This window comes from Qipengyuania marisflavi, assembly GCF_005884405.1.
Taxonomy (GTDB): Bacteria; Pseudomonadota; Alphaproteobacteria; order Sphingomonadales; family Sphingomonadaceae; genus Qipengyuania; species Qipengyuania marisflavi.
In genome coordinates this window covers 244,022-257,358 of the sequence record NZ_VCAO01000001.1, presented here as the reverse complement: position 1 = coordinate 257,358, position 13,337 = coordinate 244,022, and the positions used below count along the sequence as shown (strand labels likewise).

Here is a 13,337-nt window from a genome sequence, read left to right as displayed (position 1 = left end):
TGCGTGTCCTTGGTATGATTGTGGGAGGTTGAAACGGGTGCGGCGGGTGGCCGTCAATCCAGATCGAGAGTTTCGATATGCTCGATAAATTCGCTCAGCTCGTTAATCGAACTGTCGATATCGTCACGCTGGCTTTTCAGTTTGGCAACGTGAGCGCGGCATTTTTCGATCGTGACGCGGCGCTGTTCGACCCGGCCATCGCCAAGATCGTACAGATCGATCATCTCGCGAATTTCGGTAAGCGAGAAGCCGACATTCTTGGCGCGCATAATCCAGGCAAGCCGCGCCCGATCACGCTGCGAATAAATGCGGGTCAGTCCGACACGGGACGGAGCAATCAGCCCTTCGTCCTCGTAAAACCGCAAGGCGCGTGCCGTGCAATCAAACTCGCTGGTCAGGTCGGAGATCGAAAACTGCTCCCGCGCAAAAGCGTCGGGACGGTCAAGATGCGCGCCAGCATGGCGGCGCTCTGTACGGTCAGCGGAAATGGCGTTGGGAAGCGGGTGTGTCATGCCGCCTTCCTAACAGGCAGTTTACGTAAGCGTCAAGACTTGACGGAGTGGAGAAGGCCGCCTTCCAGCTTGCGATAGAAACAACTCGTCGCGCCGGTGTGACAGGTCGGGCCTTCCGGGCGGGCCATCAACACCAGCGCATCCTGATCGCAATCGACCAATATCTTCTCCACGCGCAGCACATGGCCCGAACTCTCGCCCTTCTTCCACAGCCGGCCGCGCGACCGCGAATGGAAGTGCGCAAGTCCGGTTTCACGTGTCGCGGCAACCGCTTTGTCATCCATGAAAGCCACCATCAAAGGCACACGTGTATCGGCATGGAGCACGACAGCGCTCAGCAATCCTTGAGCGTCAAATTTGGGCATAAACGCGCTGCCTGTCTCCCGCTCGTCACTATCGTTCGTCACGCAAATCTCCTTGCAGGCCGCTTTCCCATGTTGCACGATAACCACAAGCACGTCCCAAAATCGAGCGCATTGCGACAAGCTTGTTTGTGGATTGCCCGATTAGCGTAATTATCCGGTTCGCAGGTCGTGAGGCCTGCCCACCAGAGCGTGGGTGCCGCAGAGTGCCAGGTTCAGGGGATCCGGTTTCGCTGCCAGCGCGTGAAAATGCGCGGCGCAGCCGGTAACGATGAGGGATGGGATCTGGTGCGCACTGGGGGGTCGCACCTTAGCCGAAAGGTGGATCCGGTTATTTTCGTCACGTGGCGCCCGGGTCCGGAAGGATCCGGGCGTTTCGTTTTGGCCATTTACCGGTGCGCATTCGCAACTGCTTCATTCAGTACACGGGCAAAGCAGGCGATCGTCACGCTTTTCGCGCCCGCAAATTTCAGCGCTTTGATGCAGGCGGTGCTGGTCGCTCCGCTGGTCAGCACGTCATCCACCAGTATAACATCTCGGCCTGTGAACTTTGCATTCGGCGCTACAACAATTGCACCCGCGAGCGCTTTCGCACGTGCCTTTGAGCTCATGCCGCCAAGTGACGGCGTGGCCTTCGTGCGGACCAATCCGCTCACGAGCAGACGGCCATGCCCCGCGCGCTCCAATTCGCGGCCCAGCAGCGCCGCCTGATTGTAGCCGCGCTTCCACAGCCGCCAGCGGTGCAGCGGGACGGGAACTATGAGTCGCTCGGGATCGGCCTGTGGCAAACGCGCTGCAATCAGCCGCGCCAGCATCGGCGCCAGCGCGATCCGGCGGCCATGTTTGAAAGCGAGCACCAGCTTGCGCGATGTATCAGTGTACAGCGTCCCGGCGGCAATCCCGTCATGCACAGGCGGCGCTGCAAGGCAGGGCGCGCACATTGCACCTTGCTCGGGGCCGCTGTCGCCAAACGGGCGCTGGCAGGTGGTGCAGCTGGGATCTCCGGGAATCGCCAGATCCTCCCAGCATTCCGAACACAGACCGCCCTGCTCACCCAAACCCTCACCGCACGCCGGGCAGCGCGGCGGGAACACAAGATCGATCAGCGGAGCGAGACTTTGCGCAAGGATGTGGGAAGCTGGCACATTGCCATGCTGCAACGCTTGCGCATCGCTGGCAAGCGTTGCAGTTGCGCGGCATGGAGCATCGTTCGCCGCCGCAGATCTTCGCCCGCCCCCGCCGACAGGCCGCATTGCGTCGTGCGCTGGTCCGGCAAGCGGCGCGGGATACGGCGCGGTATGTGCTTGATGAGATGGTCGAGGATGTTCTCGAACGACTTGAATTCATGCGGCTCTCCCCTGCCCGCGCGCTGGTGATTGGCGACTGGACAGGGACGCTGGCGCTGTCACTGGGCGGCGGGAAGGCGCAGGTTCTGGAGGAGGATGTCCGTTCGCTCGACGAGGAGCAGCCGCTGGCGGAGGGCGGCTTTGATCTGATCGTCAGTCTTGCCTCGCTCGACCGGGTGAACGATCTGCCGGCCGCCTTGCTCCATTTGCGTCATGCGCTGGCCGATGACGGCATTCTGATTGCCAGCATCACCGGGGCGGGCAGCCTGCCCCAATTGCGGCGTGCGATGCTGGCGGCTGAGCCTGACCGGCCCGCGGCGCGGATGCATCCGCTGATTGACAACCGCTCCGCATCGGCGCTGCTTGAGCGTGCCGGTTTCCGGCGGCAGGTGGTCGACAGCCGGAGCATGACGGTGGCCTACCGATCGCTCGACCGGCTGGTGTCCGATCTGCGCGATCAGGGCTTGGGCGGCGTGCTGGCCAAGCCCGCCGGACCGCTTGGCAAGGCAGCGCTGGACAGGGCGCGCACCGCGTTTCTGGCCACTGCGGAAGACCGCAAACGTACTCTCGAAAGCTTCGAGATACTGACCCTAACTGGCTGGAAGTCCTAACGAAGGCTTGCCTGCGCGGCAGCCAATCTGGCAATCGGCACACGGTATGGTGAGGCGCTGACATAGTCCAGCCCGACCTTTTCGCAAAAGTCGATGCTGGCCGGATCGCCGCCATGTTCACCGCAGATGCCCAACTTGATATCTGACCGAGTGGCTCGCCCGCGCTGCACTGCCAGCTCGACCAATTGCCCGACGCCGTCGATGTCGAGACTGACAAAGGGATCGCGCGGGAAGATGCCCTTGTCGACATAGACCGACAGGAACCGCGCGGCATCATCACGACTGACGCCCAGAGTGGTCTGGGTGAGGTCATTGGTGCCGAAGCTCAAGAACTCCGCATCATGCGCGATTTCGCCCGCCATCAGCGCGGCGCGCGGCAATTCGATCATGGTGCCGACCAGATAGATGATGCGCCGCTCTTTCTCAGCGAACACTTCGTCAGCGACGCGGTCGATGGCGTGTTTGAGCAAAGTCAGCTCGCGGCGGGTCGCCACCAGCGGGATCATGATCTCCGGCACCGGCGCTTCGCCGCTCACGGCTGCAACATCACAGGCCGCCTCGAAGATGGCGCGCGCCTGCATTTCGTAGATTTCAGGATAGGTGATCCCAAGCCGGCACCCGCGATGGCCCAGCATCGGGTTGAACTCGTGCAACTCCCCGGCCCGGCGGCGCAGATGGTCCACGCCCAGCCCGGTCGCCTCGGCCAGATCGGCAAAGTCCGCTTCATTATGCGGCAGGAACTCGTGCAGCGGAGGATCGAGCAAGCGGATGGTGCATGGCAGCCCCACCATCACCTCGAAGATAGCGTGAAAATCGGCGCGCTGTTCGGGCAGCAACTGGGCCAGCGCAGCGCGGCGGCCTTTCTCGTCACTGGCCAGGATCATCTGGCGCACCAGGCTGATGCGGCTCGCATCGAAGAACATGTGTTCGGTCCGGCACAGGCCGATCCCCTCGGCCCCGAATTGCCGTGCCATCCGGCAATCCTGCTCGGTTTCGGCATTGGTGCGGATGCGCATCCGGCGGTGCCGGTCGGCCCATTCCATCAACACTCCGAAATCGCCCGCCAGCTCCGGCTCGATCGTCGCGACTTCGCCGGCCATCACCTGGCCATTGGCGCCGTCGATGGTGATCGTGTCACCCTCTTTCAGCTCGCGATTTCCGATCCTTAGCGTGCGCGCTTCACGCACAATCGAGACCTGCGATGCGCCCGAGACACAGGGCCGCCCCATCCCGCGCGCCACCACGGCCGCGTGGCTGGTCATGCCGCCGCGTGCAGTCAATATGCCCTGTGCGGCGTGCATACCGTGGATGTCCTCGGGGCTGGTTTCCACCCGCACCAGGATCACCTTGTCACCGCGTCCGGCCCACTGCTCTGCGGTGTCGGCGTCGAGCACGATCTTGCCCGATGCTGCGCCCGGCGAGGCGGGGAGGCCCGTGGCCAGCACATCGCGCGGCGCATCGGGATCAAGCGTCGGGTGCAGCAATTGGTCCAGCGCCATCGGATCGACGCGCAGAATCGCGGTTTTCTCGTCGATCAGCCCTTCTTCCACCATATCGACCGCCATCTTCAGCGCCGCCTTGGCAGTCCGCTTGCCGCTGCGGGTCTGGAGCATCCACAGCTTGCCTTCCTCCACTGTGAACTCGATGTCCTGCATATCGCGGTAATGCCGTTCCAGCAGGTCGAATACGCGCGCCAGCTCGCCGTAAGCTTCGGGCATTGCCTCTTCCATGCTGAGCGGCTTGGCCCCTGCGGTTTCGCGGGCCGCACGGGTCAGGTATTGCGGGGTGCGGATGCCGGCGACCACATCCTCGCCCTGCGCATTGACCAGCCATTCGCCGTAATAAGCCCGCTCTCCGGTAGAGGGGTCGCGGGTGAAGGCGACGCCGGTGGCGCTGGTTTCGCCCATATTGCCGAACACCATCGCCTGTACATTGACGGCGGTGCCCCATTCGGGCGGGATGTCGTTGAGGCGGCGATAGACCTTGGCACGGTCGCTGTCCCAGCTGTCGAACACGGCGCGGATGGCGCCCCACAGCTGTTCATTGACGTCCTGCGGGAAGTCGCGGCCCAGCTCGTCGGTCACGATCTGCTTGTACTGCGCCACCAGCGTCTGCCAGTCTTCGCATTTCATCTCGGTATCGGCGTAGAGGCCCTTGTCTTCCTTGGCAATTTCGAGTGCTTCTTCAAACAAGCCGTGATCCACGCCCAGCACCACGTCTGAGTACATCTGGATGAACCGGCGATAGCTGTCCCAGGCGAAACGCGGCTGCCCCGATTTGGCGGCCAGCCCTGCAACGGTCTGATCATTCAGGCCCAGGTTGAGAACGGTGTCCATCATGCCGGGCATCGACACCCGCGCGCCTGAACGGACCGAGACCAGCAGCGGATCGGCGGGATCGCCGAAGCGCTTGCCAACTGTCCGCTCGATATGCGTCAGCGCCTGCGCCACGTGATCTTGCAGCCCGTCAGAGAAGCCTGCGCCATCGTTCAGATAACGCACGCTTTCTTCAGTAGAGATCGTAAAACCCGGCGGGACCGGCAGGCCGATGCTGGCCATTTCGGCCAGATTTGCGCCCTTGCCGCCGGTGACGGTCTTGTCCTTCTGGCGCGGATCGTCATGGTCCGCGGCGCCGCCGAAGTGGAAGACTGTGCTGGTCAAATTCTATTCCTTACGTGGACCATTTACCGGCCCCTTTTGAAAAATATCCGGCCGCGCTTAAATACCGAAAACAATTGGCTTAATTGGCAAATTGGGAATGGCGAACTGTCACCTTCCATTTACCCTTCGATACGGGAGAAATCCGCGACCCGGTGGACCGCATCGCGGAACCGCGCGAGCAAATCCAGACGGGCGCTGCGTTTAGCCGGATCATCGTCATTCACTGTCACATCCTCGAAGAAACTGTCGATCGGCGCGCGCAGGGATGCGAGCGCAGACATCGCCGCGGAGAAATCCTCCGCTTCGATGGCCGCTGCGGCTTTCGGTCCGGCCGCGTCCAGCGCATCGATCAGCGCCTTTTCCGCAGGTTCGGGCGTGTAGGAAAGGGTTTTTGCGCGCGCGGCATAGATCGCGCGCATCTGCGGATCGTCGACATTCTCCATCGGGTCTTCATCGCCGGTACGGGCAATGCGGCTGCCACTGCCCTGCCAGTCCTCCTTCTTGAGGATATTGGCTGCGCGTTTGTAGCCCGCGAGGAGGTTGGTGCCGTCTTCGCTGTCCATGAAGGATTGGAGCGCCTTCACGCGGGCCAGCAGGCGAACCAGATCGTCCTCGCCGCCGAGCGCGAACACTGCGTCGATCAGGTCGTGGCGGACACCCGCCTCGCGCTGCTGGACCTTGAGGCGGTCGGCGAGGAAGTCAGTCAGCTTTGAGACTAGCGCCTTGTTGGGTCTGCCATCCCATGCGTGGACAACCTGGTCGAGCGAGAGGTTCAAATCGTTAGCCTGAACCAAGCGCAGGTAACCCAACGCTGCTCGGCGCAAGGCAAAAGGGTCTTTGGACCCGGTGGGAAAGATACCGATTTTGAAGAAGCTGAGCAGCGTATCCAGTTTATCGGCAAGGCCCACCGCAACCGTTAGCGGGGCAGTGGGAACCTCGTCTTCCTGTCCGACAGGCTTGTAATGATCGCGAATTGCGTCAGCCACATCGCTTTGCAGACCCTCGGCACGGGCGTAATAGCCGCCCATAAGTCCTTGTAGTTCGGGGAATTCACCAACCATTTCGGTGACGAGGTCCGCCTTGCACAGTTCTGCAGCGCGCCGGGCCGCCTTGTGATCGCCGTTTGGCGCAGCGGCATCGGACGTCAGCCATTCGGCCAATTTTGCAACGCGCTTTACCTTATCGGCAACCGTGCCCAGCTTCTCATGGAAGGTAATCCGCGCCAGACCCTCAGCGTGCTGCTCAAGCGTCTTCTTGCGGTCGACGTCCCAGAAGAACCGCGCGTCGGACAGGCGGGCGGCGAGGACTTTGCGGTTGCCGTCGACAATCGCCGCGCCGCCGTCTTCCGCCGCGATATTGGCGGTGCAGATGAAGGCGTTGGCGAGTTTGCCTTCCGCATCCTCGCACACGAAATACTTCTGGTTCACGCGTGCGGTCAGCTGGATCGTCTCGGGCGGGACTTCGAGGAAATCATCCTCGAACCGGCCCAGCAGCGGGATCGGCCATTCGGTCAGGCCCGCGTTCTCGATCACCAGGTCCTCATCCTCGACCAGAGACAGCCCGGCTTCCGATGCCACTGCAGCGGCGCCGGTGCGGATCATGTCCTGACGCTCGGCGTGATCGACAATCACGTGTCCTGCGCGCAGTTTCATCGCGTAATCAGCGGCATTGCCAATGGTAATCTCGCCCGAGTGGTGGAAGCGGTGGCCTTTCGTCGCGGCTCCGCTGGTCACGCCATGCACGCCGCACTCCACGATGTCATCGCCCAGCAGCGCCACGATGCCGCTCAGCGGGCGCACCCAGCGCAGGCTATCGGTGCCGATCGACGCATCGCCCCAGCGCATCGACTTGGGCCAGCTGAACTCGCGGATGATCGCGGGGATCGCTTTGGCCAGCAAATCGCGCACCGATTGGCCGGGTTTTTCGATCACAGCGAAATAGATCTGGCGGCCCTTGACGTCGCGCAGTTCCAGCTGGTCCTTCGTGACGCCATTTTTGCGGCAGAACCCGTCGATCGCCGCATCGGGAGCGCCCTGCGGCGGGCCTTTGGCTTCCTCGCTCACCGCCTGCGTGGCGTCAGGCAGTCCGCGCGCGATCAGGGCAAGGCGGCGCGGTGTCGACCACACCGTGACGCCAGCGACGTCAACACCCGCCGACGTCATTTCGCGGCGGAACAGCTTCTCCAGCTCGGCGCGGGCACCGGCCTGCATCCGCGCGGGAATCTCTTCGCTGCGCAGTTCGAGGAGGAAATCGCTCATGCGCTCCACTCCGGATATTTCTCGGCCCAGACAGGCGCTTCCTTGGCCATGTGCGCTTCACACGATCCGCGCGCGAGGTCGCGGACGCGTGCCATGTAGCTGGCGCGTTCCTGCACGCTGATCACGCCGCGCGCCTGCAACAGGTTGAAGATGTGGCTGGCTTCGACCGCTTGTTCATAGGCGGCGATGGGCACTTCATTGGCGAGCGCATTGCGGCACTCGGCCTCGGCCTTGGCAAACAGGTCGAACAGCGCGTCAGTGTCGGCGACTTCAAAGTTCCATTTCGACATCTGCTTCTCGTTTTCGAGAAACACGTCACCATAGCTTACGCCGGCGGAATTGAACGCCAGGTCGTACACATTGTCGACGCTCTGGATATACATCGCGAGCCGTTCCAGCCCGTAGGTAAGTTCGCCAGCCACCGGCTTGCAATCGAAGCCGCCCATCTGCTGGAAATAGGTGAACTGCGTCACCTCCATACCGTCACACCAGACCTCCCAGCCCAGCCCCCAGGCGCCCAGCGTTGGGCTTTCCCAATCGTCTTCGACAAAGCGGATGTCATGCTTCAGCGGGTCGATGCCGATGACCCGCAGGCTTTCAAGATAAAGGTCCTGAATGTCCGATGGGCTGGGCTTCAGGATCACCTGATATTGGTAGTAATGCTGCAGCCTATTCGGGTTTTCGCCATAGCGCCCGTCGGTTGGGCGGCGGCAGGGCTGGACAAAGGCGGCATTCCACGGCTCCGGCCCCAGCGCGCGCAGCGTGGTGGCGGTGTGAAAAGTGCCCGCCCCCATGCGCATGTCATAGGGTTGGAGGATCAGACATCCGTGCGCGCTCCAGAAATCATGGAGGGCAAGGATCATGTCCTGAAAGCTGTTGGCAGGATCGCGGTTCATGACGCGCGGCAATGGCGGATGGGTTTGGGAGCGTCAATGCCGCGTTGCAACATGGCCCCGTGTCGCTTAGCGATAGCGCAAAGGAAACCTTCTATGCCCCGCTTCCCCATCCTGCGCGCCGCCGTGCTGGCGCTTTGCCTGCAAGGCTGTGCCACTGCCGCGCCCGTAGCCGCTCCGGTCATGCCGCCTGAGCCCGTCGCGGCGGAGGCGGCGCAGGGCCCGGCGCTGTGGAAGGTGGCGGACGCGGACACCACGATTTACCTGTTCGGGACAATCCATGCACTGCCCAAGGATGTGCAGTGGTTTGAAGGTCCGCTGGCCGCCGCCCTGGACAGTGCGGGGGAACTGGTGACTGAAATCCCGCCCGGTGCCGCCGCCGATCCCGCATCACAGCAGATGATCGCGATGCGTGCGGTGATGCCCAGGGACCAGTCGCTGCGCGCGATACTGAGCGATGAGCAGCGTATCAGTTACGAAGCGGCGATGACCCGCGTTGGCCTGCCAGTCGCCGCGTTTGACCGGTTTGAACCGTGGTTCGCGGGAATGACGCTGGGCCTGCTGCCGCTGATCAAGCAGGGCTATGCCGCCGACAGCGGGGTCGAGAAGATTGTCGAGACCAATGCCGGACCCGCTGTAACCCGCGGCGCGCTGGAAACACTGGACGACCAGATCAGCATTTTCGACAATCTGCCGATGGATGCGCAGATTGCCTTCCTGATGAGCACTGCCGACAATATCGATCAGATAGTGCCCAGCATGGATGCGATGCTGGGCGCATGGCTGGCGGGCGATGCCGATGCACTGGCGCAGATGATGAATGACGGGCTGAACGATCCGGTGCTGGCCAAGGCCATTCTGCATGACCGTAACGCCAAATGGGCCGGATGGGTCGACGACCGGCTCGACCAGCCCGGCGTGGTGTTTGTGGCGGTGGGCGCAGGGCATCTGGCGGGCAGCAAAAGCGTGCAGGATTACCTGGCGCAGCGCGGCATCACAGTGGCGCGCGTGCAATAGGCGCAGCTGTCCCGCTTAAGGCCACGCCGCAATCCGCGCTTGCCTTGCCGCCAGCACGCGGCGCATGACGGGTGCGATGAAACGCCTGCTCCTGCCCCTGTTCGCCGCGTTTGCCCTGACCGCTTGCGGGACGCAGCAGGACACCGCCCTGCCCGCCGACACCGAGCAGGCCCCGGCATTGTGGGCCATCAACGGTCCTGACGGTGCGGTGGAGGGCTGGCTGTTCGGAACCATCCATGCGCTGCCAGATGATTTTGCCTGGCGCACGCCCATGCTCGACAGCACACTGAAATCGGCTGATATGCTGGTGGTCGAAGTGGCCGCTCTGGACGATGGCGCGGCGCTGTCGCAATTGTTCGAGGATATGGCGTTCGACCGCCCCGCCGGCCCGATCATCGACCGCATCGACCCGCAATATCGCGACGAATTCGACGCGCTGCTGGTCAAGGCAAAAGTCCGCCGCAGCTATTTCGACCCAATGGAAAGCTGGGCTGCAGCGCTGGCGCTGGCGCAGGTTGCGCAATCGGCCAAATCGGCGAACGGTGTGGACCGGGCCCTGCTCACATCCTTCAAGGGCCGCGAAGTGGTGGAGCTGGAGGGTGCCAAGGCTCAGCTGGCGATATTCGACAGCCTGCCAGAGAAGGAACAGCGCGACCTGCTCAACGCCGTGCTGGACGAGACAGCATCTTACGAGGACGAGATCGGCGAGTTGGCGCGCACCTGGCAGACGGGCGATACCGCGAAACTGGGCGAACTGACCAAGCGCGGCATTCTGGCGGATAAAGAGCTGAAACAGGTGCTGCTGGTCCAGCGCAATCAGGCGTGGGCCGCACAGATCGAAAACCTGCTGTCCGCCTCGCAGCGCCCCTTTGTGGCGGTGGGGGCCGGACATCTGCTGGGGCCTGAAGGCCTGCCCAAACTGCTCGAACAGCGCGGCTATACCGTCGAACGCGTCGAATAGGCTGGCAACAGCCCCGCCATTCCCGCTTGCTTTTGGGCCCCTTGCCCGCTAACTGCGCGCGCTTCGGCGTCATGGTCATCCCTGGAGGCGTGGCGGACCGAAGGTTTTAAGCAAATGTATTCGAAAGGTAAGCGACATGAGCGATGCTCTGACTCTTCCGGCCGAGACGCGCGAACGGGCAGGCAAGGGAGCCTCCCGTGCACTGCGTCGTGAAGGCCGCGTCCCCGCCGTGATCTATGGCGGCAAGGAAGAACCCACGATGATCCACGTCGAGGCCAAGGAACTGGTTCGCCAGCTTGGCACCGGCCACTTCATGAACTCGATCGTGACGATCAGCCTGGGCGGCAAGAAACTCCGCACCATTCCCAAGGATGTGTCCCTGCACCCGGTCAAGGACCGTCCCGTGCATGTCGATTTCTTCCGGCTGTCGAAAGATTCGAAGATCGAAGTTCAGATCCCTGTGGTCTTCATCAACGAAGAAGCATCGCCCGGCCTCAAGAAGGGCGGCGTTCTCAACGTGGTTCGTCACGAGCTCGAACTGGTTTGCGAATCGGACAAGATCCCCAGCGAGATCGAGATCGATGTCACCGGCAAGGAAGTCGGCGATTCGATCCACATTTCCGAAATCAATCTTCCCGAAGGTTCGTTGAGCGCAATCACCGATCGCGATTACACCATCGCGACGCTGGTCGCTCCATCCGCTATGAAGAGCCAGGATGAAGACGAAGCCGAAGGCGACGAACAGACTGGCGAAGGCATGGAAGCTGGCGATACCGCCGCTACCGAGCAAGGCCCCGACGCCGATGCCGCACAGGAACAGGCAGACAAGAGCGAATAATCGCCAAGTCTCCCACCCCGCAAACAAGGCGCCGGGCTTCTTCGCGAAGTCCGGCGTTTTGCTTTTGCGGAACAGATGGCTAGAGCGCAGCGATGCAGATCTGGACCGGCCTGGGCAATCCCGGCGCACAATATGCAATGCACCGTCACAATGTGGGCTTCATGGCCTGCGATGTGATCGCGCATATGCACAGCTTCGGCCCGGTGCAGCGCAAATTCAGTGGCTGGGTACAGGAAGGCCGGATCGGCACGGCCAAGGTGCTGCTGCTGAAACCCGCCACCTTCATGAACGAAAGCGGGCGCGCGGTTGGCGAGGCGCTGCGGTTCTACAAGCTGGAGGCCGATGCGCTGACCGTATTCCATGACGAGCTGGACCTCGCCCCGTTAAAGGTGAAGGTGCGAGTGGGCGGCGGGCTGGCCGGACACAATGGCCTGCGCTCAATCAACCAGCATCTTGCCGGTCTTGGGGGCCCGGATTTCCGCCGCGTCCGCATCGGCATCGGCCACCCCGGCCACAAGGACCGCGTCACCGGCCACGTACTCGGCAATTACGCCAAGTCGGAACAGGACGATCTGGTGGCCATGCTCGGCGCAATGGGGGCGGAGGCGGAATGGCTGGCCAAAGGCGACGACGCGCGATTTATGAGCGAGCTGGCGCTGCGTACGCAGGAATAGCGCAAAGTTCCCATCCGTACTTGTCGGCGCTCTAGCTTTTCCTCCGCGCGGCGCCTATCGCGCGCGGCATATCCTTTCTACCGGAGTACATGATGGGTTTCCGTTGCGGAATTGTCGGGCTGCCCAATGTTGGCAAGTCCACGCTGTTCAATGCTTTGACCGAGACGCAGGCCGCGCAGGCTGCGAATTATCCCTTTTGCACGATCGAACCCAATGTCGGCCAGGTCGCTGTCCCGGACGAGCGGCTGGAGACTATCGCCAAGATCGGCGGATCGGCCAAGGTCATCCCCACCCAGCTCGCCTTTGTCGATATTGCGGGGCTGGTGAAAGGCGCGAGCCAGGGCGAGGGATTGGGCAACCAGTTCCTTGGCAACATCCGCGAAGTGGACGCGGTGGTCCATGTCCTGCGCTGTTTCGAGGATGACGATATCCAGCACGTTGCCAACAAGGTCGATCCGATTGCGGATGCCGAAGTGGTAGAGACCGAGCTGATGCTGTCCGATCTGGAAAGCCTTGAAAAGCGTGTCCCCGCAGCGGCCAAGAAGGGGATTGCCGGCGACAAGGAGGGCAAGATCATGGCCTCGGTGCTGGGTCAGGCGCTGGAATTGCTGCGCGATGGCAAGCCCGCCCGGCTGACCGAGCCCAAGGACGAGGAAGAAGCCCGTGTGTTCGCCCAGGCGCAGCTGCTGACCGCCAAGCCGGTGCTGTATGTCTGCAATGTTGCCGAGGAAGACGCCGCCAATGGCAATGCGATGACCGAACTGGTGTTCGCCAAGGCCGCATCCGAAGGCGCGCAGGCAGTGGTGGTGTCCGCCGCCATCGAAAGCGAGCTGGTCGCGATGGACCCGGCTGAACGCGGGGAATATCTCGCGGATCTGGGACTTGCGGAAAGCGGGCTGAGCCGCGTGATCCGCGCTGGCTATACACTGCTGGGGCTCAAGACCTTCTTCACCTGCGGCCCCAAGGAGGCACGCGCCTGGACTTTCCACGATGGCGCGCGCGCACCGCAGGCGGCGGGTGAAATCCACACCGATTTCGAACGCGGTTTCATCCGCGCCGAAACCATTGCCTATGACGATTACGTCACGCTGGGCGGCGAAAGCGGCGCCAAAGATGCCGGCAAGCTGCGTCAGGAAGGCAAGGAGTATGTCGTGCAGGACGGCGACATCATGATGTTCAAATTCAACGTCTGACAAGGTGATTGC

The 13,337-nt window shown here is 62.5% G+C and carries 12 protein-coding genes; 6 read left to right on the top strand and 6 right to left on the bottom strand.

Annotated features, from left to right (window positions below; translation table 11 throughout):
* Nucleotides 1-53 precede the first annotated feature (53 nt).
* The 3 genes from FEV51_RS01300 to FEV51_RS01290 all read right to left on the bottom strand — a co-directional run bounded on the left by FEV51_RS01300 (nucleotide 54) and on the right by FEV51_RS01290 (nucleotide 2,019).
* Nucleotides 54-512, bottom strand: coding sequence for a MerR family transcriptional regulator (locus FEV51_RS01300; protein WP_138615425.1), 459 nt, complete (start codon nucleotides 510-512; stop codon nucleotides 54-56).
* A gap of 32 nt (nucleotides 513-544) precedes the next feature.
* A complete protein-coding gene (gene hisI, locus FEV51_RS01295) occupies nucleotides 545-877 on the bottom strand; it encodes a phosphoribosyl-AMP cyclohydrolase (RefSeq protein ID WP_425466590.1) in 333 nt (110 codons plus the stop codon).
* A 386-nt stretch (nucleotides 878-1,263) separates the two neighbouring features.
* Nucleotides 1,264-2,019 carry a ComF family protein gene (locus FEV51_RS01290; RefSeq protein WP_246034384.1) on the bottom strand — a complete coding sequence of 252 codons (756 nt, stop codon included), beginning with the start codon at nucleotides 2,017-2,019 and terminating at the stop codon, nucleotides 1,264-1,266.
* A gap of 53 nt (nucleotides 2,020-2,072) precedes the next feature.
* On the opposite strand from FEV51_RS01290, the gene FEV51_RS01285 reads away from it, so the two are divergent.
* The gene (locus tag FEV51_RS01285) at nucleotides 2,073-2,831 is read left to right on the top strand and encodes a methyltransferase domain-containing protein (protein WP_138615422.1); all 759 of its coding nucleotides are present in this window, start codon (nucleotides 2,073-2,075) and stop codon (nucleotides 2,829-2,831) included.
* Here the strand turns inward: FEV51_RS01285 and ppdK are convergent.
* The 3 genes from ppdK to FEV51_RS01270 form a co-directional block, all read right to left on the bottom strand.
* On the bottom strand, nucleotides 2,828-5,491 hold the full coding sequence (ppdK, locus tag FEV51_RS01280; RefSeq protein ID WP_138615421.1) for a pyruvate, phosphate dikinase: 2,664 nt from the start codon (nucleotides 5,489-5,491) through the stop codon (nucleotides 2,828-2,830). The genes FEV51_RS01285 and ppdK overlap by 4 nt on opposite strands.
* A 119-nt stretch (nucleotides 5,492-5,610) precedes the next feature.
* On the bottom strand, nucleotides 5,611-7,749 hold the full coding sequence (gene glyS / locus FEV51_RS01275; RefSeq protein ID WP_138615420.1) for a glycine--tRNA ligase subunit beta: 2,139 nt from the start codon (nucleotides 7,747-7,749) through the stop codon (nucleotides 5,611-5,613).
* Complete coding sequence (locus tag FEV51_RS01270) at nucleotides 7,746-8,645, bottom strand: glycine--tRNA ligase subunit alpha (protein WP_138615419.1); 900 nt, start codon at nucleotides 8,643-8,645, stop codon at nucleotides 7,746-7,748. Before FEV51_RS01270 ends, glyS begins: the two co-directional genes overlap by 4 nt.
* A gap of 93 nt (nucleotides 8,646-8,738) precedes the next feature.
* On the opposite strand from FEV51_RS01270, the gene FEV51_RS01265 reads away from it, so the two are divergent.
* From FEV51_RS01265 to ychF, 5 genes are all read left to right on the top strand, one after another.
* Entirely contained in the window at nucleotides 8,739-9,659 is a 921-nt protein-coding gene (locus FEV51_RS01265) for a TraB/GumN family protein (RefSeq protein ID WP_171033002.1), read from the top strand.
* Nucleotides 9,660-9,735: 76 nt separating this feature from the next.
* On the top strand, nucleotides 9,736-10,620 hold the full coding sequence (locus FEV51_RS01260) for a TraB/GumN family protein (protein WP_171033001.1): 885 nt from the start codon (nucleotides 9,736-9,738) through the stop codon (nucleotides 10,618-10,620).
* Between the two features lie 136 nt (nucleotides 10,621-10,756).
* Nucleotides 10,757-11,458 (top strand): 50S ribosomal protein L25/general stress protein Ctc, encoded by a 702-nt coding sequence (locus FEV51_RS01255; RefSeq protein ID WP_138615416.1) that lies wholly within the window; start codon nucleotides 10,757-10,759, stop codon nucleotides 11,456-11,458.
* A 92-nt stretch (nucleotides 11,459-11,550) separates the two neighbouring features.
* Nucleotides 11,551-12,132: an aminoacyl-tRNA hydrolase gene (gene pth, locus FEV51_RS01250; RefSeq protein WP_138615415.1), complete on the top strand. Its 582-nt coding sequence runs from the start codon at nucleotides 11,551-11,553 to the stop codon at nucleotides 12,130-12,132.
* A gap of 92 nt (nucleotides 12,133-12,224) precedes the next feature.
* Nucleotides 12,225-13,325: a redox-regulated ATPase YchF gene (gene ychF / locus FEV51_RS01245; protein WP_138616301.1), complete on the top strand. Its 1,101-nt coding sequence runs from the start codon at nucleotides 12,225-12,227 to the stop codon at nucleotides 13,323-13,325.
* Nucleotides 13,326-13,337 lie beyond the last annotated feature (12 nt).

Excerpts from the sequence above, each read along its gene's own strand:
- FEV51_RS01285 (WP_138615422.1), top strand. The coding sequence starts at position 2,073 with ATGGAGCATCGTTCGCCGCCGCAGATCTTCGCCCGCCCCCGCCGACAG.
- FEV51_RS01260 (WP_171033001.1), top strand. The coding sequence starts at position 9,736 with ATGAAACGCCTGCTCCTGCCCCTGTTCGCCGCGTTTGCCCTGACCGCT.
- FEV51_RS01255 (WP_138615416.1), top strand. The coding sequence starts at position 10,757 with ATGAGCGATGCTCTGACTCTTCCGGCCGAGACGCGCGAACGGGCAGGC.
- pth (WP_138615415.1), top strand. The coding sequence starts at position 11,551 with ATGCAGATCTGGACCGGCCTGGGCAATCCCGGCGCACAATATGCAATG.
- glyS (WP_138615420.1), bottom strand. The coding sequence starts at position 7,749 with ATGAGCGATTTCCTCCTCGAACTGCGCAGCGAAGAGATTCCCGCGCGG.
- FEV51_RS01300 (WP_138615425.1), bottom strand. The coding sequence starts at position 512 with ATGACACACCCGCTTCCCAACGCCATTTCCGCTGACCGTACAGAGCGC.
- FEV51_RS01270 (WP_138615419.1), bottom strand. The coding sequence starts at position 8,645 with ATGAACCGCGATCCTGCCAACAGCTTTCAGGACATGATCCTTGCCCTC.
- FEV51_RS01265 (WP_171033002.1), top strand. The coding sequence starts at position 8,739 with ATGCCCCGCTTCCCCATCCTGCGCGCCGCCGTGCTGGCGCTTTGCCTG.
- ychF (WP_138616301.1), top strand. The coding sequence starts at position 12,225 with ATGGGTTTCCGTTGCGGAATTGTCGGGCTGCCCAATGTTGGCAAGTCC.
- hisI (WP_425466590.1), bottom strand. The coding sequence starts at position 877 with ATGCCCAAATTTGACGCTCAAGGATTGCTGAGCGCTGTCGTGCTCCAT.